This is a genomic window from Nonomuraea sp. WAC 01424, from assembly GCF_003947315.1.
Taxonomy (GTDB): Bacteria; Actinomycetota; Actinomycetes; order Streptosporangiales; family Streptosporangiaceae; genus Nonomuraea; species Nonomuraea spiralis.
Genome location: NZ_QHHZ01000010.1, coordinates 383,302 through 404,170, shown reverse-complemented (window position 1 = coordinate 404,170; position 20,869 = coordinate 383,302). Strand labels below are relative to the sequence as shown.

21 protein-coding genes are annotated in these 20,869 nt (G+C 73.8%); 12 read left to right on the top strand and 9 right to left on the bottom strand.

Features of this window, described 5'->3' with window-relative positions:
* Window positions 1–177: 177 nt before the first annotated feature.
* From DMB42_RS28275 to DMB42_RS28265, 3 genes are all read left to right on the top strand, one after another.
* Window positions 178–1,329 carry an IS701 family transposase gene (locus tag DMB42_RS28275; RefSeq protein ID WP_125638055.1) on the top strand — a complete coding sequence of 384 codons (1,152 nt, stop codon included), beginning with the start codon at window positions 178–180 and terminating at the stop codon, window positions 1,327–1,329.
* Window positions 1,330–1,364: 35 nt separating this feature from the next.
* The gene (locus DMB42_RS28270) at window positions 1,365–2,477 is read left to right on the top strand and encodes a low temperature requirement protein A (RefSeq protein ID WP_125638054.1); all 1,113 of its coding nucleotides are present in this window, start codon (window positions 1,365–1,367) and stop codon (window positions 2,475–2,477) included.
* A gap of 92 nt (window positions 2,478–2,569) precedes the next feature.
* Window positions 2,570–3,544 (top strand): hypothetical protein, encoded by a 975-nt coding sequence (locus DMB42_RS28265; protein WP_125638053.1) that lies wholly within the window; start codon window positions 2,570–2,572, stop codon window positions 3,542–3,544.
* A gap of 86 nt (window positions 3,545–3,630) precedes the next feature.
* Here the strand turns inward: DMB42_RS28265 and DMB42_RS28260 are convergent, their stop codons facing one another.
* From DMB42_RS28260 to DMB42_RS55215, 3 genes are read right to left on the bottom strand one after another with little or no spacing between them, the layout of a single operon-like run.
* On the bottom strand, window positions 3,631–4,965 hold the full coding sequence (locus DMB42_RS28260; protein ID WP_125638052.1) for a cell wall metabolism sensor histidine kinase WalK: 1,335 nt from the start codon (window positions 4,963–4,965) through the stop codon (window positions 3,631–3,633).
* The gene (locus DMB42_RS28255) at window positions 4,962–5,633 is read right to left on the bottom strand and encodes a response regulator transcription factor (RefSeq protein ID WP_125638051.1); all 672 of its coding nucleotides are present in this window, start codon (window positions 5,631–5,633) and stop codon (window positions 4,962–4,964) included. The genes DMB42_RS28260 and DMB42_RS28255 overlap by 4 nt, the downstream gene beginning before the upstream one ends.
* A 51-nt stretch (window positions 5,634–5,684) precedes the next feature.
* Window positions 5,685–6,251 (bottom strand): hypothetical protein, encoded by a 567-nt coding sequence (locus DMB42_RS55215; protein ID WP_125638050.1) that lies wholly within the window; start codon window positions 6,249–6,251, stop codon window positions 5,685–5,687.
* A gap of 183 nt (window positions 6,252–6,434) precedes the next feature.
* On the opposite strand from DMB42_RS55215, the gene DMB42_RS55210 reads away from it, so the two are divergent.
* Window positions 6,435–7,310 (top strand): diacylglycerol kinase family protein, encoded by an 876-nt coding sequence (locus DMB42_RS55210; protein WP_125638049.1) that lies wholly within the window; start codon window positions 6,435–6,437, stop codon window positions 7,308–7,310.
* Between the two features lie 4 nt (window positions 7,311–7,314).
* Here the strand turns inward: DMB42_RS55210 and atpB are convergent, their stop codons facing one another.
* Genes atpB through DMB42_RS28230 form a run of 3 tightly spaced genes read right to left on the bottom strand, consistent with a single transcriptional unit; the run spans window position 7,315 to window position 9,876 of the window.
* Window positions 7,315–8,091, bottom strand: a complete 777-nt coding sequence (gene atpB / locus DMB42_RS28240; protein WP_125638048.1) for a F0F1 ATP synthase subunit A — start codon at window positions 8,089–8,091, stop codon at window positions 7,315–7,317.
* A 40-nt stretch (window positions 8,092–8,131) separates the two neighbouring features.
* Window positions 8,132–8,725 (bottom strand): response regulator transcription factor, encoded by a 594-nt coding sequence (locus DMB42_RS28235; RefSeq protein WP_125638047.1) that lies wholly within the window; start codon window positions 8,723–8,725, stop codon window positions 8,132–8,134.
* Window positions 8,722–9,876, bottom strand: coding sequence for a sensor histidine kinase (locus DMB42_RS28230; RefSeq protein WP_125638046.1), 1,155 nt, complete (start codon window positions 9,874–9,876; stop codon window positions 8,722–8,724). The genes DMB42_RS28235 and DMB42_RS28230 overlap by 4 nt, the downstream gene beginning before the upstream one ends.
* A gap of 283 nt (window positions 9,877–10,159) precedes the next feature.
* On the opposite strand from DMB42_RS28230, the gene DMB42_RS28225 reads away from it, so the two are divergent.
* A complete protein-coding gene (locus DMB42_RS28225; RefSeq protein ID WP_125638045.1) occupies window positions 10,160–10,432 on the top strand; it encodes a hypothetical protein in 273 nt (90 codons plus the stop codon).
* 20 nt (window positions 10,433–10,452) lie between these two features.
* Here the strand turns inward: DMB42_RS28225 and DMB42_RS28220 are convergent, their stop codons facing one another.
* Window positions 10,453–10,893 (bottom strand): DUF4396 domain-containing protein, encoded by a 441-nt coding sequence (locus tag DMB42_RS28220; protein ID WP_229824498.1) that lies wholly within the window; start codon window positions 10,891–10,893, stop codon window positions 10,453–10,455.
* Window positions 10,894–10,896: 3 nt separating this feature from the next.
* Here DMB42_RS28220 and DMB42_RS55205 point away from each other — a divergent pair, with 3 nt between their 5' ends.
* The 7 genes from DMB42_RS55205 (at window position 10,897) to DMB42_RS28190 (ending at window position 16,404) form a co-directional block, all read left to right on the top strand.
* Window positions 10,897–11,109 carry a hypothetical protein gene (locus DMB42_RS55205; protein WP_260478007.1) on the top strand — a complete coding sequence of 71 codons (213 nt, stop codon included), beginning with the start codon at window positions 10,897–10,899 and terminating at the stop codon, window positions 11,107–11,109.
* Window positions 11,110–11,272: 163 nt separating this feature from the next.
* On the top strand, window positions 11,273–11,788 hold the full coding sequence (locus tag DMB42_RS28215) for a 2Fe-2S iron-sulfur cluster-binding protein (RefSeq protein ID WP_125638043.1): 516 nt from the start codon (window positions 11,273–11,275) through the stop codon (window positions 11,786–11,788).
* Window positions 11,785–12,792, top strand: coding sequence for a xanthine dehydrogenase family protein subunit M (locus tag DMB42_RS28210; protein ID WP_125638042.1), 1,008 nt, complete (start codon window positions 11,785–11,787; stop codon window positions 12,790–12,792). Before DMB42_RS28215 ends, DMB42_RS28210 begins: the two co-directional genes overlap by 4 nt.
* A gap of 42 nt (window positions 12,793–12,834) precedes the next feature.
* The gene (gene pip / locus DMB42_RS28205) at window positions 12,835–13,812 is read left to right on the top strand and encodes a prolyl aminopeptidase (RefSeq protein WP_125638041.1); all 978 of its coding nucleotides are present in this window, start codon (window positions 12,835–12,837) and stop codon (window positions 13,810–13,812) included.
* A gap of 71 nt (window positions 13,813–13,883) precedes the next feature.
* The gene (locus tag DMB42_RS28200; RefSeq protein WP_125638040.1) at window positions 13,884–14,573 is read left to right on the top strand and encodes a response regulator transcription factor; all 690 of its coding nucleotides are present in this window, start codon (window positions 13,884–13,886) and stop codon (window positions 14,571–14,573) included.
* The gene (locus DMB42_RS28195; RefSeq protein ID WP_125638039.1) at window positions 14,570–15,772 is read left to right on the top strand and encodes a sensor histidine kinase; all 1,203 of its coding nucleotides are present in this window, start codon (window positions 14,570–14,572) and stop codon (window positions 15,770–15,772) included. Before DMB42_RS28200 ends, DMB42_RS28195 begins: the two co-directional genes overlap by 4 nt.
* Before the next feature lie 98 nt (window positions 15,773–15,870).
* Window positions 15,871–16,404 (top strand): DUF2690 domain-containing protein, encoded by a 534-nt coding sequence (locus DMB42_RS28190; protein WP_185844900.1) that lies wholly within the window; start codon window positions 15,871–15,873, stop codon window positions 16,402–16,404.
* A gap of 21 nt (window positions 16,405–16,425) precedes the next feature.
* On the opposite strand, the gene DMB42_RS53440 is transcribed toward DMB42_RS28190, so the two are convergent.
* Window positions 16,426–17,994, bottom strand: a complete 1,569-nt coding sequence (locus DMB42_RS53440) for a serine/threonine-protein kinase (protein ID WP_185844899.1) — start codon at window positions 17,992–17,994, stop codon at window positions 16,426–16,428.
* 70 nt (window positions 17,995–18,064) lie between these two features.
* Window positions 18,065–20,854, bottom strand: coding sequence for an FAD-binding and (Fe-S)-binding domain-containing protein (locus tag DMB42_RS28180; RefSeq protein ID WP_125638037.1), 2,790 nt, complete (start codon window positions 20,852–20,854; stop codon window positions 18,065–18,067).
* Window positions 20,855–20,869: the final 15 nt, after the last annotated feature.

The following is a 20,869-nucleotide window of genomic DNA, read 5'->3' as shown; positions in this document are numbered from 1 at the left end:
TGCAATACCGGGATATCGATGAGCACGCCGAGGATGCCTCCCGGAGTACTCCCCTTTAATACTCCCGGCAGCTCCGCTACCACCTTGGTGTTACTCTCTTGTGCGAACCAAAACTTAACTGCGATCCTGACCGCGTTCGCCATTACGGATCTTCTCTAATGCAGGTGAGGGGCGGTCATGAGAGAACTCGCGGTGAACGAACGCGAAGAGTTCGCGGAATTCTTCGGAACAATATTCGGCTCGCTGCCGCGCTCCGACCAACGTAGCGCGGCTGAATCATACGTCCTCGGGCTGCTGCACGCGGGCGGCCGCAAGTCCATCCAGCGTATCGCCGACGAGGTGGGCGGACCGCACAACGGCCAGTCGCTGCAGCAGTTCGTCAACCAGAGCCGCTGGGACCCGCGGCCGGTCCGCCGTACCGTCGCCGACGTGTTGTCGGCCTGCGCGCCGCCGGCCGCGTGGCTGGTGGAGGAGGTGGCCTTCGCCAAGCACGGCCGCTGGTCGGCGGGCGTCGAGCGGCAGTACGTACGCGGGCTCGGCCGTACGGTGAACTGCCAGGTGGGGGCGGCGGTGCTGATGACGACCGGCGAGGCGGCCGTGCCGGTCAACTGGCGGCTGTGCCTGCCGAAGTCGTGGGAGGCCGACCACGACCGGCGCACCAAGGCGCACGTGCCCGACCAGGAGCGCCACCGGTCCTTCGGCGAGCACGTGATCGACCTGGTGGACGACCTGACGCTCGACTGGGGCACCCCCGTCGCGCCGCTGGTGGCCGACCTCACCCACGTCCGGGGTGTCGCCGACCTGCTGCGCGGTCTGGAGGACCGCGGCCTCGACTACGTGGTCGAGGTGGACCCCCGCCACCGGGTCAGGGCCTCGGTGAGCGTGGTGCGCGGCGGCGGGCCGCGGGGCCAGGTGCCCCTGGCCGGGTCGGCGCAGGCCGTGGCCGGGCTGGAGCGGCGCACGGTGGCCTGGGGGGAGGGGCCGCGGGGGCGGTCGCTGCGCTCCCAGTTCGTCACCCTGCCGGTCGCCGACGAGCAGGCGCGCTCGCGCCGCCTGCTCGTGGAGTGGCCGCTCGGCCGGCCCCGCCCGCGGGCGTTCTGGCTGACGAACATGTCCGTGCCGGCGCAGGAGCTGGTCGCTCTGGCCAAGACGCGGTGGCGGGCGGCCCACGCCATCGGCGAGCTGGCCGGGGGCTTCGGGCTGTTCGACTACGAGGGCCGTTCCTTCCACGGCTGGCACCACCACGTCACCCTGGCCTCGGCCGCCTACGCCTTCGACGTGCGCTGGCGGCTGGCCGCCGGCGACGAGGCCGCGCTGCTGCCGGCCTGAGCAACCGTACGACCCACGAGGAGTCACACCGCTCGATGAAGCCGAAAGCAGACAAGCAAGTCACCTGGGTCGAGCTCTTCTTCGACCTGGTCTTCGTGTTCGCCGTCACCCAGCTGTCCGACCTGCTGCACCGGGGCCACGGATGGGGCAGCGTGGGGCAGGCCGTCGTCGTGCTGGTGCCGACGTACTGGGCCTGGGTGGGGATGGCGGTGCACGCCAACACCCGCGACGTCAACAACACCCCCGACCGGCTGGGCATCCTGGCGCTCAGCCTGTGCGGCCTGTTCATGGCGCTGGCCACCCCCCTGGCCTACGAGGAGCGCGGGCTGATGTTCGGCGCCGCGTACTTCGCCCAGCGCACGCTGCTGGCCGCCCTGTACTTCCGCGGGAGGCCGTTCGAGCTGGTCAACCCCTTCACGCTGTCGGTGTGCGTGACCGGGCCGCTGCTGCTGGCCGGGGGCCTGCTCGACAGCGGCACGCGGGTGTGGGTGTGGGCCGCGGCCGCCGCCATCGACCTGGCCGCGCCGGTGCTCACCCGCAGCCACCTCGTACGGGTCAACTTCCACCCCCATCACTTACCCGAGCGCTTCGGCCTGCTGCTGATCATCGCGATGGGCGAGCCGATCCTGGCCATCGGCGCCCAGGCCTCGGCGGCCCGCCCGCTGGCCGTGGGCTCGATCACCGCGGTCGCCGCGACGTTCGTGCTGGCCTGCGCGCTGTGGTGGGTGTACTTCATCTTCGCCGCCGAGTCGCTGCCCAAGGCCTTGGACGAGGCCGTGATCCGCACCGACCTGATCCGGCGGGTCTTCTCCTACGGCCACCTGGCCTTCATCGGCTCGATCATGGCGATGGCGGTCGGCATGGCCGAGGTCGTCTCGCATCCGGGTCAGACCTTCTCCGCCCCCGTGACCGCGCTGCTGTTCGGCGGCTGCGCCCTGTACTTCGCGACGTTCTGCTACGCCCGCTGGCACATCTTCGGCAGGTGGTCGGGGCCGCAGCTCGCGATGCCGGTGGCCATCCTGGCGATCATCCCGATCTCGCTGCAGGCCCCGGCGCTGCTGTCCGTGGCCGCGCTGGTGCTCGTGGTGACGACGTTCAACTTCCTGGAACATTCGCGGGCCAGATCCGAGAGCGACGCCTTGACTTAGCGCGCGCTCTAACAGGCAGGGTATGGGCGGCGGCGTCGTCGTGAAGGGCGTCCGCGCCAGGACATGAGCCGGCTGGAGAGCTGAGGAGCGTCATGAAGAGTCCCGCTGTTCGAGTCGCGGTCGCCTATCTGGTGTCCGCGGTCGTCGGCGCTGTGATCATCGGTTCGTTCGTCGGCGCACTGCACCACCCGGTTCCGCACGCGGTGCCGCTCGCCGTCGTGGGCCAGGGTGCCGGCGAGCTGGAGCGGGCCGCGGCCGGGGCCGTGGAGGCGCGCCCGTACGGCGACGCGGCGAGCGCGCGGACGGCGGTGCTGAGACGCGAGGTCGAGGCCGCCTACCTGGCGGGCGAGGGCCGTCTGCTGGTCGCCAGCGCCGGCGGCGACACGGCCGCCCCGCACTTCGCCGCGACGATGCGGCGCGCCACCGGGCGCGACCTCGCCGTCGAGGACGTCCGGCCGCTGTCCGAGGGCGACTCCTCCGGCGTGTCCGGCATGTTCTACGTGCTGGGCCTGCTGCTGGCCGCGCTGGCGACGACCGTGCTGACCATGCGGATGGCGCCCATGATGAACCGGGCGCTGCGGCTGGCCGTGCTCGCGCTCGGCGCGGTGACCGGCGGCCTGGCGCTCACCTGGGTTGTCGACGGCCTGCTCGGCGCGCTCACCGGCGCCCCGTTCGCGCTCCTGGGCGTCTCCTGCGGGGTGATCTTCCTGGTCTCGGTGGCGGTGAACGGCCTGATGCGCCGCTTCGGGCCGCGCGGCGTGATCGCGGCGGCGGTGTTGTTCATCCCCATCGGCCTGCCCGCCAGCGGCGGCCCGTTCGGCGCGGCGTTCATCGAGCCGTGGTACGCGGCGCTCGGCTACGTGCTGCCCACCCGGTCGGCGCTCGAACTGGTGCGCAGCGTGGTCTACTTCGACGGCGCCGCCCTGGCCACGCCGCTGACGGTGCTCGGCCTGTGGGCGGCGCTCGGCCTGGTGCTGATGGCGCTGCCGCCGCGGGCGATGCCCCGGCCCGCCGCGCCCGCCCCCGCGGCGGTGCCCGTCGCCGGGGCCGCGCCGGGCGCCCACTGACCGGCCCCTTGACCGGCGCGGCCTCGGATGCGGGGGTCCGCTTCCGTGGTCGCGCCCTCACCGGACCGTCCGCGTGGCCCAGCGGGTCAGGCGGATGGGGTGAGCGCGAGCACCAGCCGCACGCCGGGCCGCAGCGGCTCGGCCCGGACCGACCCGGCGTGCGCCTCGGCGATCTGGCGCACGATGGCCAGGCCGAGACCGGAGCCCGGCAGCGAACGGGCCGACTCGGCGCGGTAGAAGCGGTCGAACACGAACGGCAGGTCCTGCGGCGCGATGCCGGGCCCCTGGTCGCTGACCGACAGCGCGCCCGCCGCGTCCACCCGTACGAGCACCTCGCCGCCGGGCGGGCTCCACTTGATCGCGTTGTCCACGAGGTTGGAGACCGCGCGCTCGACCGCGTCGGCGTCGGCCCACACCAGGCACTCGGCCAGCTCGCCGCGCAGCCGTACGTGCGGGGCGCGGGCCTGCGCCCTGGCCAGGACGCGACCGGCCACCAGGTCGAGCCGCACGTCCTCCAGGTGCAACTGGACGTCGCCGTGCCTGGCCAGCTCGACCAGGTCGTTGACCAGCACCCGCAGCTCCCCGGCCTGCACGCGGGCCTCGTGCACCAGGGCCGGGGCCTGCGGGTCGGCCGTGCCGCGTCCCTCCTCCAGCAGCTCCAGGTTCGTGGTGAGGCTGGTCAGCGGCGTACGCAGCTCGTGGGAGGCGTCGGCGACCAGGCGCCGCTGGGCCAGCACCGACTCGCGCAGCGCCCGCGTCATCGCCGTGAACGAGCCCGCCAGGCGGGCCACCTCGTCCCGTCCGGCGCCCATGCCCTCAAGGCCGTCGGCGGTCAGGGTGCCGGTGACCGTGATCCGTTCGACCACCGCCGTCAGACGGGCGATGGGCCGCAGCACCCGTCCGGCGAGGAAGCGCGCGCCCGCCGCGGCCACCAGCGCGCCGCCCACGGTCAGCGCGGCCAGCAGCAGTTTCAGCGTGTTCAGGGTCTGCTCGTCGCGGTCCAGCGGGAACGCCGTGCGCACCAGGATGCCCTTGCCCAGGTTCAGCGGGGCGGTGTAGAGCCGGTAGCGCACGCCGCCGTACGTCACGTCCCGGTAGTAGGGGGGCAGCTTGCCGAACGCGACCGCCTCGTCCTGCTCGGCCAGCGGCACGAACCCGTCGGTCGGGCCCGCGCGGAACGGGCCGGGGCAGAACTGCAACACCGTGTTGCCCACCGGGATCGGCGTGGTCGGCAGCGGCGAATCGGCGCCCTTGAGCGACTCCAGCAGCCGCGGCGCCTGCCCGGCGGCCAGCACCAGCTCGCCGTCGTGCTGCCCGGCCAGCCCCGCCGCGATCGCCGGGTAGACCACCAGCGAGACCGCGAGCAGCGCGGCGGCGACCACGGCGGCGACCGTCAGCGCGACCCTGCTGCGCAGCCTCACGGCTCCTCCCGCAACACGTACCCCAGGCCGCGCACGGTCTGGATCAGCCGCGGCTCTCCCCCGGCCTCCAGTTTGGCGCGCAGGTAGCTGACGTAGACCCACAGCGCGTTCGAGGAGGGGCCGAAGTCGTAGCCCCAGACCGAGTTGAAGATCACCTCGCGGCTGAGCACCCGGCCCGGGTTGCGCAGGAACACCTTCAGCAGCGTGTACTCGGTCCTGGTCAGGTCGAGCGGCAGGACGCCGCGCGCGGCCCGGCAGGCGGCCGGGTCGAGCTCCAGGTCGGCGTAGCGGAGCAGGCCCTGCGCGGGCGCGCTGCGGCGCAGCAGCGCGCGTAGCCTGGCCCGCAGCTCCTCCAGCGCGAACGGCTTGACCAGGTAGTCGTCGGCGCCCGCGTCCAGCCCCGCGACCCGGTCGCCGACCAGGTCGCGGGCGGTGAGCATCAGGATCGGGGTGCGGTCGCCCCCGGCCCGCAGGCGGCGGCACACCTCCAGGCCGTCCAGGCCGGGCATCATGATGTCCAGCACCACCGCGTCCTGACGGCCGCCGCTCGCCGCCTCCAGCGCGCGCAGGCCGTCGGCGGCGACGCTGACGTCGTAGCCCTCGCGGGTGAGCGCGTGGGTCAGCGAGCGGCGGACCGCCTCGTCGTCGTCGGCAACAAGGACGTGCATGGTGCCACTCTCCCCTCCGCACCCCCGGGTGAGGAAGATCGATCCCGGAGTCTAGGCGGGCTCGGATTCCGACAGGGCGCGCTTGACGTTGCGCAACGCCTGGAGCAGCCGCTCGGGTGTCACGCCGAGTTGCCTGGCCACGGCGCGGAAACCGGCCGAGTCCGGGTCCAGGCGGCCGTCCCCGGCGAGGGCGTCGAGCGCCTTGGCGGCGCGGAGCGCGCGGTCGTAGCCGACGCCCAGCTCGGCCGCCAGCATCTTGGCGAACGCCTCCTGCGAGATGCCATGGTCCTTCTTGTCGTGCTTGCCGGGTTTGCCAGGCTTGCCGAGGTCGTCCGGGCCCGGCTTGCCCGGTCCTGGTTTGCCCGGACCGCAGCCGGGCTTGCCGTCGCCGGGCTTCTCGCCGTCGAAACCCTTGCCTCCGTAGTCCCTGCCAGCGGGGTCCTTGGGGTCCTTGGGGGCCGGGGCCTTGGCGACGTCGGCGGGCGAGCAGGTCGCCGGGACGTCGGCGCAGGGGTCGGCCGCCGCGCCGCGCAGCGCCGCGGCCGACACCGCGCCGGACCCGGTCAGCGTCAGCGCCACCGCCGTCCCGACGACCAGCGCCGTCCTTCGTGCGTTCATGTCGGTCACCCTTCTGACGGCCGGTCCCCAGTGGCCCGGCGCGCTGCGGGCAACTCAACCGCGGCCACCTTCACCCCACCGTCGGGGAACCTTAGAAACGCCATAGAAGCGCCGGCGCGGCATTGTCGCGGGTGCACGGGGAAGAGTGGCCATCCGCCCGAGCGGAAGGAAGGCGAGGACCCCGTGAGACTTCTGGTGATCTGCAACCCCCGGGCCGGCCGCGCCGGCGACGACAGTACGCGGGAGGTGCTGCGGCTGCTGCGGGCCGAGGCCGACGTCCAGGTCTGCCACACCGGTACGGAGGCCGCGCGCTCCTCCGGCGACGACCGGGTCCCGGTCGTGCTGGGCGGCGACGGGAGCGTGCACGCGCTGGTCGCCGCGCTGCTGGAACGCGGACGGCTGAACGCCGCCCCGATCGGGTTGATCCCCATGGGCACCGGCAACGACCTGGCCCGTACGCTGGGCCTCCCGCTCGACCCGGCCGAGGCGGTCCGCGTCGTGCTGGCGGGGCACGAGCGGGCCATGGACCTGCTGATCGACGACGACGGCGGTGTCGTGGTCAACGCCGTGCACCTCGGCGTCGGCGCCCGCGCCGCCGAGCGGGCGGCCCCGCTGAAGCCGCTGCTGCATCGGGCCGCGTACGCGGTGGGCGCGGCGCTGGCCGGGACGGGCACCGGAGGCTGGCGGCTGCGCGTACGGGTGGACGGCGCCCAGGTGTGCACCGGCCGCCGCCGCGTCCTCATGGCCGGCGTCGGGAACGGCGCCACGATCGGCGGCGGCACGCCCCTGACCCCGGCGGCCCGGCCCGACGACGGCCTCGCCGAGGTGGTCGTGTCCTACGCCACGGGCCCGCTGGCCCGGCTGGCCTTCGCCGCCGGGTTGCGCCGCGGCCGGCACCCCGCCCGCCCCGACGTACGGACCTTCCGGGGCAGGCGGATCACGATCGCCGGCGGTCCCGTCCCGGCCAGCGTGGACGGCGAGCTGGAGCAGGTGGCGCAGGGCCGTACCTGGATCGTACGGCCGGCGGCCTGGCGCGTCCTGGCACCGGCGGCGTCCTGACCGGTCAGTGCTCGGGGTGCAGGGACTGGCCGAGGTACATGGCGGTGAGCATGGTGAACAGGTACGCCTGGAGGAACATGACGAAGATCTCGAACGCGGTCAGCAGGCACGTCATGAACACGCCCAGCACGCCCACCGCCACCCCGCCCACGGTCGGCCGCTCCACCAGGAACCAGTAGCCGACCGCGCTGAAGAAGGCCAGCAGCGTGTGCCCGGCGAACATGTTCGCGAACAGCCGCACGGCGTGGGTGAACGGCGCGGTGACGAAGATGTAGAGCAGTTCGAGCGGCGCGTACAGGGTGATCGCCAGGGCCTTGGGCAGGCCCTCGGGGAACATCGCGTTCCTGAGGTAACCGGCCAGGCCCTGGTGCCGGAAACCCAGGTAGAGCTTGAGCACGTACACGACGCCGGCCAGCACCCACGGGAAGGCGACGTGGGCGGTGACCGGGAACTGGAGCAGCGGGATCACCCCCATCACGTTCCAGAGCAGGATCAGCAGGAAGAACGTGAGCAGCAGCGGCATCCAGCGGTCGGCGTCCTTGCCCAGCGAGGGGCGGGCGATCTGGTCGCGGACGAACACGTAGGCGTACTCGCCGGCGTTCTGCAGGCCGCGCGGCACCAGCTTGGGGCGGGAGAAGGCGCCCCAGGCCAGCGTGCACACGACGAGCACGCCGACGACGGCCAGCAACACCGGCTTGGTGAGCCAGAACGGCGCGCCGTCCCACAGCGGCGGGTAGTCGAACAACTCCGGTCCGGGCGGGCGGAATTCATCAGAGGGCATGGCAAAGCTCCTCGGAGGGATGAGAGGGGGAGGAAAAGGGTCAGAGCCAGCCGCGCGACTCGGCCACGCGGACGGCCTCGGCGCGGTTGCGGGCGCCGGTCTTGCCGATGGCGGAGGACAGGTAGTTGCGTACCGTGCCCTCGGTCAGGAACAGGGCCTTGGCGATGTCGGCCACGGTGACGCCGCCGGCGGCGGTCCGCAGCACCTCGGCCTCGCGCTGGGTGAGCGGGCTCGGCCCGACGGTCAGGGCGGACACCGCCAGCTTGGGATCGATCACGGTCTCACCGGCCATCACCCGGCGTACGGCCGCGGTCAGCTCGGCCACCGGCGCGTCCTTGACCACGAACCCGGACACGCCCGCGTCGAGGGCGCGGCTGAGATAGCCGGGCCTGCCGAACGTGGTGACGATCACCACGCGGTGGCCGCGCAGACGTTCGGCGACCTCCAGGCCGGACATGCCGGGCATCTCGATGTCGAGCAGGACCACGTCGGGGCGGTGCTCGGCCACGGCGGACTCGACCAGGTCGCCCCGGCCGACCTCGGCCACCACCTCGATGCCGTCCTCCAGGGAGAGCAGCGCGGCCAGTCCGCCGCGTACGAGGTCCTGGTCGTCGGCGATGAGGACGCGGATCACGGGCTCTCCAAGGGCACTCGGGCGTGCAGCCGGTAGCCGCCGCCGGGCAGCGGGCCCGCCTCCAGACGACCGCCTGCGGCGGCGATCCGCTCGGCCAGCCCGGTCAGACCATTCCCGCCGGTGGGGCCGCCGGTGGGGGTGCCGCTGGGGGGGCCGGGGCCCTGGCCGTCGTCGCGGATCTCGACCGTGGCGGCGGTGTCGTCGACGCCGAGGTCGATGCGGCAGCGGCGGGCGCGGCTGTGGCGCACGACGTTCGTGGCGGCCTCCCGTACGGTCCAGGCCAGCAGCGTCTCGGCGGCGGCCGGGACGGGCCCGGCGGCGGGCGAGACCTCCAGGCCGATCCCGGCCAGCCCGAGGCTGTGGGCCGCCGTGCGCAACTCCCCCGACAGGGAGGGCGCGCGGTAACCGGAGACCGCGTGGCGCACCTCGTCGAGCGCCTGGCGGGCGGCGCGTTCCACGTCGGCCATCTCGCGGGCGGCCCGTTCCGGGTCGGTACGGGCCAGCCGGGCGGCCAGCTGGCTCCTGATGGTGATCGAGGTGAGCGTGTGGCCGAGGGTGTCGTGCAGGTCGCGGGCGAAGCGCAGGCGTTCGTTGTCCACGGCGAGCCGGGCCACGTGGGCACGGGCCGCGTCGAGCCGGGCGACCAGCTCGCCCAGATGCTTGATGCTCCCCACCGTCACCGCCTCGACCACGATCACCAGCGGCACCCACCAGACCTGCTCGAACGGCCGCCCGTACGTCGTCAGCGCGGCCACCACCACGACGATCGTCCCCGCCACCCCCGCCGCGGTGTGCACGACGCGCCCGAGGCAGGCCGTCAGGGCGCTGACCACGAACACGAACCCGACGTACGCCCACGGGTCCCGCAGCACGGGCAGCAGCGCGAGCCCCGCGGCCACCAGCCCCACGAGCGGCCACCTCAGCCCCGCCGCGCCCCAGGGGCCGAGCATCCGCCACATGATCCGCAGCCAGCACGCCGCGAACACCGCCAGCGCCGCGACCGCCCACACCACCGCGAGCGCGCCGGGCCGGGAGGAGAAGAACGCCCACAACGGCCACACCGACAGCACGAGCCAGGCGCACGCCCCGGCCCGCGCCGCCGCCCGGCCCCGGCCGCACCCCGCCGCCCGCACCGCCGCCTCACCCGTCACAGGGCCCGACGGTAACGCCCGGGGGCCGCCGCGGCGACCGGGCGGAGTTGCCGTCCTCGACTTTCATCATGGGAACAGCCTGCTGGGAGGGGTGGCGCCGGGAGTAGTGCCAGGCGTCAGAGACCACGACATGACATACGTCATGGACGGCGACGCCGAGTCGCGCTCCGGCTTCCCGGCGTCGTGGATCGCGGATGCCGTCCTGTCCGTGAAGGCATATCGGGGGTGAAGCACCGCTTGGATCGATACGCTCCGATGATCAAACCGTGCGGAGGGTGAGAACATGGCGAGATGCAACGGTTGCGGCACTGAGGTGTCGGAGGGAAGTCTCTGCGCATTGTGCGCCGCGAAGATGGTCAGCTACCACGACGGGGACTTCGACGACGAGAACGACCCCGCCGTGCGGCTCTACCACCAGACCGCCGCCAGGATGAACTCGGCGAAGTCCTCCTCAAGTCCGTCCGCGGGCGGGTGCGCTCTCGTCCTGGTCGCCGTCACGTCCCTGTCCGCCCTCCTCGCGGCCGCGGGGATCGGGATCGAGAGCCTCATGGGCTGATCCGGCGCCGTGCGTACGGGTCAGTGGTGGTAGGCGTGCACCACGGCGTGGCCCTTGCCGCGGCCGATGATCCACTTGTTGATCGGGGTCGTGACGAGGAACGCCACCACCAGTGAGATCGCCAGCGCGCTCCAGAACAGGATCGAGGCGAGGCCCGCGTCCATCGCGCCCGGGATGATCAGCATGACGCCGTTGTCGACGATCTCCATGACGAGGATGGACAGCGTGTCGGCGGCCAGGGCGAGACGCAGCGCGCTGCGCCAGTCGACCCCCGCCTTGAACAGTCCGCGCAGGGTGAGCGCGTAGCCGAAGAAGAACGCCAGGACGATGGCCAGGACCACGCTGGGCAGGTTGTGCCAACCCAGGGCGGTGGCGATCACCATGCCGAGCACCTCGCCGATGGCGCAGCCGGTCAGGCAGTGCAGCGTCGCCGAGGCGGCCACCTTCCAGGTCGCCTGCATCGCGTGACCGTGGTGGGCGCCGTCCTGATGGCCGGCGTGATCGCCGTGGGCGGCCTGATCGCCGTGGGCGGCGTGATCGTGGCCGGTGTGGGCCGGGGTCTGGTGGTGTGCGTGATCGCCGTGATCGCCGTGATCGCCGTGATCGCCGTGGGAGTGGTGGTCGGGGTGGGCGGCGTGGTCATCGTGACCGGAGTCGCGCCGGCCGTGGCTTCTTGATTCCGACATTGCTACCTTCTGGGTCGATCAGGCACATCTCAACCCGCGCAACCTATACCCCCCATCTGTATCCTGGCAATGTTCGGTACCGTTTGTCCCAATGCGAGGTCACGTACCGTGTCCCCCCGGCCCTCCGGTCCGGGCGCGGGCTACGGTGATCGCCATGGACGGCCCTGTCCTCCGCCAGCTGCGCGTCAACGGCCGGGCGTACGAGCCGCCGGCCGACCCCCGCGTGTCCCTGCTCGACTTCCTGCGCGACCACCTCCGCCTGACCGGCACCAAGAACGCCTGCGACCAGGGCGCCTGCGGCGCCTGCACGATCCTGGCCGACGGGCAGCGGGTCTACGCCTGCCTGCTGCTCGCCGTCCAGTGCGAGGGGATGGACATCGTCACCGTCGAGGACCTGGTCGAGGACGAGCTGGGCGCGCGGGTGCAGGACGCGTTCGTCCGGTACGACGCCATGCAGTGCGGATACTGCACGCCCGGACAGATCTGCTCGGTCGTGGGCCTGCTGGCCGAGTGGCGCGACGGAGTCCCGAGCGCCGCGACGCCGGACCTGACCGCGCCCCTGGACCGGCTCACCGGCGCCGAGCTCGGCGAGCGCATGGCGGGCAATCTGTGCAGGTGCGGGGCCTACCACCACATCGCCGCCGCGATCAGGGAGGTCGCCGGGACGTGAGGGAGTTCGTCTACCTGCGGGCGGCGACCGTGGCGGAGGCCGTCGCGCTGGCCTCCACGACGGCGTCGGACGGCGGCGCCCCCGCACGCTACCTCGCCGGTGGGACGAACCTCGTCGACCTCATGCGGGAGGAGGTCGAACGCCCCGAGCGGGTCGTGGACATCTCGCGCCTGCCGCTGTCGGCCGTCGAGGACCTGCCCGGCGGCGGGCTGCGGCTCGGCGCGCTGGCCGGGAACACCCAGGTCGCGGCCGACCCGCGGGTGCGGCGGCGCTACCCGGTGCTGGCCCGCGCCATCCTGTCCGGGGCCTCGCCGCAGTTGCGCAACCGCGCGACCGTGGGCGGCAACCTGCTGCAGCGTACGCGCTGCCACTACTTCTACGACACCGCCGCCGCCTGCAACAAGCGCACGCCCGGCGCCGGATGCGACGCGCTGGAGGGCGTCAACCGCGGGCACGCCGTCCTCGGCGCGAGCCCGAGCTGCGTCGCCGTCCACCCCTCGGACATGTGCGTGGCCCTGGCCGCCCTCGACGCCACCGTCAACGTGACCGGCCCCGAGGGCGGGCGGAGCGTGCCGTTCACCGGCTTCCACCTGCTTCCCGGGCGTACGCCGCAGGTGGAGACCGTGTTGCGGGACGGGGAACTGGTCACGAGCGTGGACCTGCCGCCCGCGCCGCCCGGCCGCGGGGCGTACGCCAAGATGCGGGACCGGGCGGGGTTCGCGTTCGCGCTGGTGAGCGTGGCCGTACTGGTGCACGTCGAGGACGGGCGGATCGTGCTCGCGCGCCTCGCGCTCGGCGGGGTGGCGCACAAGCCGTGGCGCGCCCGCGAGGCGGAGGACCTGCTGACGGGCGCGACGCCCGGCGCGACGGCCTTCGAGTCGGCCGCGCGGGCCGCGCTCGGCGAGGCCCGCCCGCTGCGGGACAACGGCTTCAAACCGGAGCTGGCCAGACGCCTGATCCGGCGCACCCTCACCGTCCTCGTCACCGACGCCTTCACGTCGTAGATCGTGCGCGCTCGCGGCCTCCGGCGAGTAGGTCTGGTAGCCATGACGCAGATGACGTTCTACCCGCCCGTCGAGCCCTACGAGAGCGGCCTGCTCGACGTCGGCGACGGCGCCGAGATCTACTGGGAGACCTGCGGCAATCCTCAGGGGAAGCCGGTCGTCTTCCTGCACGGCGGCCCCGGCGGCGGCCTGCTGCCCGTGCAGCGGCGCTTCTTCGACCCCGACGCCTACCGGATCGTCCTGTTCGACCAGCGCAACTGCGGGCGCAGCCGCCCGCACGCGGGCGACCCCGGCGTGTCGCTGGCCGCCAACACGACCTGGCACCTGGTCGAGGACATGGAGCTGCTCAGGCGGCGGCTCGGGATCGACCGCTGGCAGGTGTTCGGCGGCTCGTGGGGTACGACGCTGGCGCTGGCGTACGCGCGCCGGCACCCCGGACGGGTGACCGAGCTGGTGCTGCGCGGCGTCTACCTGGCGAGCGCGGCCGACGAGGCGTGGGCGTTCACCGGGTCCGGCGCGGCCCGGCTGTTCCCTGCGGAGTGGGCGGCCTTCCGCGACGCGATCCCGGAGGCCGAACGGGACGACCTGCTCGCCGCCTACCACCGCCGGCTGTTCGACCCGGACCCGGCGGTGCACGTGCCGGCGGCGCGGGCGTGGGCGGCGTGGGAGTTGTCGGCCAACACGCTGCTCCCCGTCGCTCCCCCGCCCCTGGAGGACCGGGAGCTGGTGGGATTCGCCCGGATCGAGGCCCATTACTTCACCCAGGGCTGCTTCCTGGAGGAGGGCGAACTGCTCGACGTGGCGGCGATCCGGCACATCCCCTGCGTCATCGTGAACGGCCGCTACGACATGAAGACCCCGCCCGACGCCGCCTGGGAGCTGCACCGCGCCTGGCCGGAGGCCGACCTGCGGATCGTCGAGGACGCCGGCCACGGGGTCGCCGAGCCCGGCACGCTGCACGCGCTCGTCACGGCCACGGACGCGTACCGCCGGGAGGCCGGTGCACCACACGATTCATGATCTACAATACGGCTTTGTAGTGCTTTTTCGGGACTTGATGGTCTCGTGCACTTCTGCTCACCGTTGTTGACATGTCACCACGTTCGCAGCCTGCCGCGGAGCACGACGTGATCCGGATCGCCGTGATCGACGACCACGAGCTGATCCGCCATGGGCTGGAGTACCTCCTTCATCGGCACGAGGACCTGAAGGTGGTGCTGCGTGGCTCGTCCGTCGGGGACCTGCGCGGCTTCGACGCCGGGTACGACGTGCTCATCCTCGACCTCTACCTGGCCGACGACCGGCCGTGCGTGGCCGCGGTCAAGGAGCTGTCGGCCGTCACCCGGGTCCTGATCGTGTCGGCCTCGGGACGGCCCGCCGACGTGCTGGCGGCGATCCGCTGCGGAGCCAACGGGTACGTCACCAAGGACGCGCCGTCCGAGCTCATCGTCGCCGCCGTGCGCACGGTGGCCTCGGGCGGCTTCTACCTGTCGGCGGGCCTGGCCGACATCCTGCAGAGCGAGCTGGACGAGACCGTCCGCCCGCCCGCCGGCGAGAACGACGACGACGAGGTCCGTCCCAAGCTGTCGGCCCGGGAGGAGGAGACCCTCTCCTACATCGCCCAGGGCTTCACCCACGCCCAGGTGGGCCGCCGGATGGGCGTCAGCAAGGCCACGGTCGACACCTACGTCGAGCGGATCAGGGCCAAGCTCCAGGTCGGCAACAAGGCCGAGCTCACGCGGGCGGCGCTCAACCGGCTCGAACGCCGCGACCGCCCGTGAGCCCCCAGCGCCCGCCGGGGACGCCGGGGACGCCGGGGTCGGCTGGGTCGGCGGTCGCCGGGATCGAGCGCAGCCGGGCCGTCACGATGGTGGTCGTCCGGGTCGGCGCGATGGTGTTGTGCGGGTCGCTGGAGGTCCTGGGCGACGGGCGGTGGCTGGCGCTGGGGCCGCTGCCGTACCTGCTGGGGGCGATGGCCGGCGCGAGCCTGCTGGTGTGCGCGGTCACGGCCGCCCGCGCCGCGCTCCCGCCGCGCCCGCTGCTCTGGGCGGACCTGGCCCTGGTGGTCGTGGTGGTGCTCGCCGCCGGCCGTTACGCGGGCCCGCGCGTCACCGACGGCTGGCCGGGCACGATCCTGCCGTACGTGCTGCTCGTCGGCATCATGGTCGGGATCTCCTTCCGCACGTTCCCCGCCGTGCTGGCCTGGACGGCGGCGCTGGGCGGCGCGCTGCTCCTCGGCTACGTCCAGTCGGACCTGGTCTGGTGGGCCGCCCTGCCGCACGTCGCCGGGCTGACGACGAACGCCACGATGGCCGCGTACGTCATGCGTGTCCTGTTCAGGACCGCCCGCGACCTGGACCAGGCCAGGGCCGGGGAGCTGCGCCGCTCGGCGCAGTTGTCGCAGGAGCGCGAGCGCGGCAGGACGGCCCGCGTGCTGCACGACCGGATCCTGCAGACCATGGAGGCGCTGACCCGCGACGGCTGGATCGCCGACCCCTCGGTACGGGCGCGGGTGGCGGAGGAGTCGCAGTGGCTGCGCGCCTTCCTGCGCGCCGACGACGGCGACCCGGCCGAGGACGTCGTCGCCGCCCTGGAGGAGGTCGTCCGGCAGGCCGTCGGCAGCGGGCTGCGGGTGGAGTTCAACGCGGGCCGGCTGCGTTCGGCGCCGGAACGCCAGGGCATGCCGGCCGAGGTCGTCGAGGCGCTGAGCGGCATCCTGCGCGAGGCGCTGACGAACGTGCGCAAGCACGCGGGCGTGGGGCACGCCGTGGTCCGGGCCGAGTGCCGGTCGGGCACGCTGGCGCTGAGCGTGCTCGACCACGGCAGCGGCTTCGACCCGGACGCGCCCACGACCGGGCTCGGCATCGCCCGTTCCATCCGGGACGGCGCCCGCGCGGTGGGCGGCAGCGCCGACGTCGAGGCCGCACCCGGCGAGGGGACGCTGGTGTCGGTGCGCATCCCGCTGCCGTCCGGCGAATGACGTCCCTCCAACGCACCACGGGCCGCATGACAGATCCGGCCGGGCCGCCGGGTTCACAATCGTGCCGACGACCCGATCTCACCCTGGAGGTGTCAGTCATGCGATCGCACCGGACGGCGGCCGTTCTGGCGGTGGTGGCTCTGGCCCTGTTCCCGTACGCGGGGGCGAACGCGGCCGCCGAGCCACCGGACGCCAAGGCGGCCCCGAGCTGTTTCGGCACGGCCTGCGACGGCAAGGACCCCGCGCTCACCGGCTGCGCCGCCGGCTCCTACACCGTCACGTACGAAGACGCCCCCGTCCGGATCCAGGCCTTCGACGGCTGGCTCGAACTGCGGTACGGCCCCGGCCGCGCGACCGGTCGCGGGCAGACCTGCCAGGTCAACTGGGCCAGGTTCAGCAAGGCGGGGCAGGGCTCGGCCTACAACGTGTGGGTGGAACGCAGGCAGGGCGTCCGGGCCGCCAGCGGCGCGGACAAGAGGCTCACCCAGTACTCCGGCGGGGACGAGGGCACCGGGATCATCTACTCCGACCAGGTCTACGCGCCCGACGTACCGGCCCGGGCTTGCGTCGAGCGGGCGCCGGGCCGCCGGACCGGGGGTCCGTCCATCGTCGTCTGCACGCGCGCCGTCTGAGCCCGCCCGCGCGGCCGGGGGTCAGCCGAACCCGTTGGGGCACAGGAAGGACTTGATCGTGCCCGGGGCGCTCGCCAGCAGCGCGGGGCGGTCCTGCTGGGAGCAGAAGTTGCTGCCGATCTCGGCGTCGAGGAAGCGCGTCGCGTTCCGCCTGGCGATCAGGTCGATGCCGCCGACGCTCGGGGAGGCGAGCTCGGCGGCGACCCAGGAGCCGGCGCACCGCTTGCGGGCGACCACGGCGTCCTGCGGGAGGCTGCCGCCGTTCAGCGCGGCGGCCTGCCGCAGGATCGAGCGCGAGGACGCGCACGGCAGCGCGGTGGACGTCCTGCGGGTGGGGGTCTCCTCGGGGGTGTCGGTCTCGCTCGGGGTCTCGGTGGGGGTCTCCTCGGGAGTCTCGGTCTCGGTGGGGGTCTCGGTGGGGGTCTCGTCCGGGGTGTCGCTCTCGGTGGGCGTGTCCTCGGGGGTGTCGCCGGCGTACGAGGAGGTCGAGGGCGGGTCGTCGAAGGACGGCAGCGCCTCCGGCGTCCCGGCCGCGTTGAGGGCGAACGCCGCGGCGACCGCCACGGCCGCGACCACCGCGACCCCCACGGCGGCCACGGCGGCCACCGGCCACGACGTCGCCCGCCCACCGGGCGGCGGCGGGGGTAACGTGCCGCCGCCGGAGGGGGGCGGCGGCGTCAGCGACAGCGTGCCGCCGGGCGGCGGCGGGGGTGTCAGGGGCAGCGTGCCGCCGCCGGGCGGGGGCGGGGGCGGCACAGGGAGGGTGCCCGAGCCGAGCGCGGTGATCCGGGCGAGCAGGTCGCCCGACGCCGGACGCGCCTCCCTGGACTTGGCGAGCGCGCCCCGGACGAGGTCCCGTACGTGCGCGGGCACCCCCGACAGGTCGGGATCGACGCTCATCACGCGGTAGGCCAGCACGTCGGGCGCCCCGATGCCGAACGGCGGCCGCCCGGTCGCGGCGTAGACCATCAGCGCGCCCCAGGCGAACACGTCGGCGGCGGCGTCGGCCTGGTCGCCCCGGTACTGCTCGGGGCTGATCCACCCGGGCGTGCCGATGAGCGCGCCGGTGCCGGTCAGCCCGCTCTCGTCCAGGGCGCGGGCGATGCCGAAGTCGAGCACCTTCGCGCCGGACGCGGCCAGGATCACGTTGCCGGGCTTGAGGTCGCGGTGGACGATGCCGGCCCGGTGGATGTCGGACAACGCCTCGGCGATGTCCGTCCCGAACGCGACCAGTTCCTCCGGCGGCAGCGGCCCGCCGTCGCGTACGTGATCGGTCAGCGTCGGGCCGGGCACGAACTCGGTGGCCAGCCACGGCGGCGAGGCGGCGGTGTCGGCCGAGAGCACCGAGACCGTGCACCGCCCGCGCACCCGCGACAACACCTCCACCTCGCGGACGAACCGGTCGTGGAAGTGCGGGTCGGCGGCCAGCCCCGGATGGATGACCTTGACCGCGACGCGGGCGCCGTCGGACGCGACCCCCGCGTAGACCACGCCCATGCCGCCCGCGCCCATCCGGCCCACGATCCGGTAAGGGCCGATCTGCTGGCGTTCGTCCATCTCCAGGGGGCCGAAGCCGCCGGGGTCGCTCATCGTGCTCCCGATCGCCGGATCTACGCAACAGCGACGATCTTATTGACCGTCGCTGTAAAGCGCGCCCCCCTCAGGCGGTGGCCTCGTCGAGGAGCTCCAGGAGATGCCGGTAGGACTGGCCGGTGGCCCGGGTCAGGCCCAGCTCGCAGGTGCGGTTGACCGAGGCGTGGGCTGAGCACCCCGCCTCGGCCACGGAGGCGGCCTCGGCCCGGGTGGCGGAGGCGGTCAGCTCGGGGTGCAGCAGGCCGCGGTCGCCGGCGAAGGCGCAGCACTGCCATCCGTCCGGGATCACGACCTGTTCGGCGACCGCCTCGGCGACGCGGGCGACGGCGGCGTCGAGGCCGAGGCGGGTGGAGGAGCAGGTCGGGTGGAGCGCCAGTGACGGCAGGCGGCGGGCCTCTGGCAGGCGGGGCAGGACGCGCTCCGCGGTGTAGGCGACCGCGTCGATCACCTGAAGGCCGGGCACCAGGTGCGCGTAGCCCTCGGTGCAGGAGGCGGCGTCGCTGACCACGGGCAGCCGGCCGCCGTCGGTGGCGCGCTCAAGGACGTCCCGGACGCGCTCGGCCATGCTCTCCTGCCCGCCGGTGAACCCCTTGGACGACCACGGCGTGCCGCAGCACAGGCTCGCGATCTTCTCGGGGACGTGCAGCGTCAGGCCCGCGCGGGCGGCCAGGCGCTGGAAGGCGCTCATCACGCCGGGGCCGCCGTCCGCGGGGGCGAACAGGGTGTTCAGGCAGGACGGCAGGTAGACGGCGTCGGCGCCCTCCACCGGGGACGGGCGGCGCCTGGTCCCGCCGCGCGGCAGGTCGCGGCTCCACTGGGGGACGGCGTCCTGGCCGGCCACCGCGCGGGCGGCGCGGGAGGCGGCCTCGGGGAGCGCGGGCGGGACCGCGGCGGCGGTGTCGAGGGCCAGGTTCATGGCGCGGGTGACGCCGTCCCAGTGGCGGGCGGCGCTCGTCCAGGCCCGCTGGGCGGCGCGGCCGTGGCGCTCGGCGCGCAGGCGTTTGGTCAGGTCGCCGGTGTTGATCAGGACGGGGCAGGCGGTGGCGCACATGCCGTCGACGGCGCAGGTGTCCACGGCGTCGTAGGCGTAGGCGTCCTCCAGCTCGCGGGCGAGGGCCTCGTCGCCGGCGGCCCGCGCCGCGGCGAGCTCGCGGCGCAGCACGATGCGCTGGCGCGGGGTGGTGGTCAGGTCGCGGCTGGGGCAGACGGGTTCGCAGTAGCCGCACTCGACGCAGCGGTCCACCTCGGGCTCGACGGACGGCACGGTCTTGAGGTCGCGCAGGTGCGCCTCGGGGTCCTCGGTGAGGACGACGCCCGGGTTGAGCGCCCCGGCCGGGTCGCACAGGCGCTTGACCTCGCACATCACGTCGTACAGCTCGTCGCCGTACTGGCGGCGGACGAACGGGGCCATGACGCGGCCGGTGCCGTGCTCGGCCTTCAGCGTGCCGCCCCTGGCCAGGACGGCCTCGACCATGTCCTCGGTGAAGGCGGCGTAGCGTTCGAGGTCGGCGGGGAAACGCTCGTTGAGCATGAAGTGCAGGTTGCCGTCCTTGGCGTGGCCGAAGACGACGCTGCGCTCGTAGCGGTGCTCGGCGAACAGGCGGGTCAGGTCGTCGCACAGGTCTGCCAGGACGGGCACGGGGACGGCGACGTCCTCCAGCAGGGCGGTCGTGCCGCTGGGGCGGGCGCCGGCGACGGTGGCGTACAGGCCCTTGCGGATGTGCCACAGCGCGGCCCGGCCGCCGGCCTCCCGGCTCAGCCGGGCGGGGGCGGACAGACGCAGGCCGGCGAAGACCCGCTCGGCCGCGTGCTCGCGTTCGGCGAGCAGGTCGGCGTCGGACTCCTGCCACTCGATCAGCAGCGCGGCGTGCTCGGCGACGGTCAGCGCGCGCAGCGTGTCGTCGGCCTTGGGGTCGGTCTGGGCGACGCGCAGGGACTCGGCGTCCAGCAGTTCGACGGCGGCGGGCTCGGCGGCGACCAGCTCGGGCATCGTGGCCATCGCCTCGCGCAGCGAGGGGAAGACGAGCAGGCCGGTGGTGGCCAGGCGGTGGGCCGGTACGGTGCGGAAGACGGCCTCGGCGACGAAGCCGAGGGTGCCCTCGCTGCCGATGGCCAGGTGGGCGAGGATCTGCGCCGGGCCGTCGTGGTCGAGGAAGCTGTTCAGGCCGTAGCCCATGGTGTTCTTCAGCGAGAACTGGGCCTCGACGCGGCGGACCGAGGCGGGGTTGCCGCGGACGCGGTCGCGCAGCCGTTCCAGGCCCTCCGCGAGCTCGGGCTCCAGGGCGCGCAGCCGCTCGTCGGCGTCGGGGGCGCCGGTGTCGACGACGGTGCCGCTCGGCAGCACCAGCGTCATCGACTCCAGCGTCCGGTACGTGTTGGCGTGCGTGCCGCACGTCATGCCGCTGGAGTTGTTGGCCACCACGCCGCCGATCGTGCAGGCCGACTCGCTGGCCGGGTCGGGGCCGAGCTTGCGCCCGTACGGCGCCAGGCGGGCGTTGACCTGCCGCAGCACCGCGCCGGGCTGCACCCGTACCCGGGCGCCGCCGTCGAGCACCTCGATCGAGCGGAAGTGCCGGCGGGTGTCCACGAGCAGGTGCTCGCTGACCGCCTGACCGCTCAGGCTGGTGCCCCCGGAGCGGAAGGTCAGCGGCAGGCCGGTGCGCAGCAGCGCGGCGACCTGGTCGGCGCTCTCGGCCACCAGCACCGCCTGCGGGGTCAGCAGGTAGTGGGAGGCGTCGTGCGCCATGCCGACCCGGTCGCTCGCGCGGGCGCGGGTGATCCCCGGGACGGCCGTCTCGACCGCCGCCAGGACGGCGGCGTCCGGCGCGTTGAGCCGTCGGGGTTCACGGTGGGTCATGCTGGTGCTCTCTTC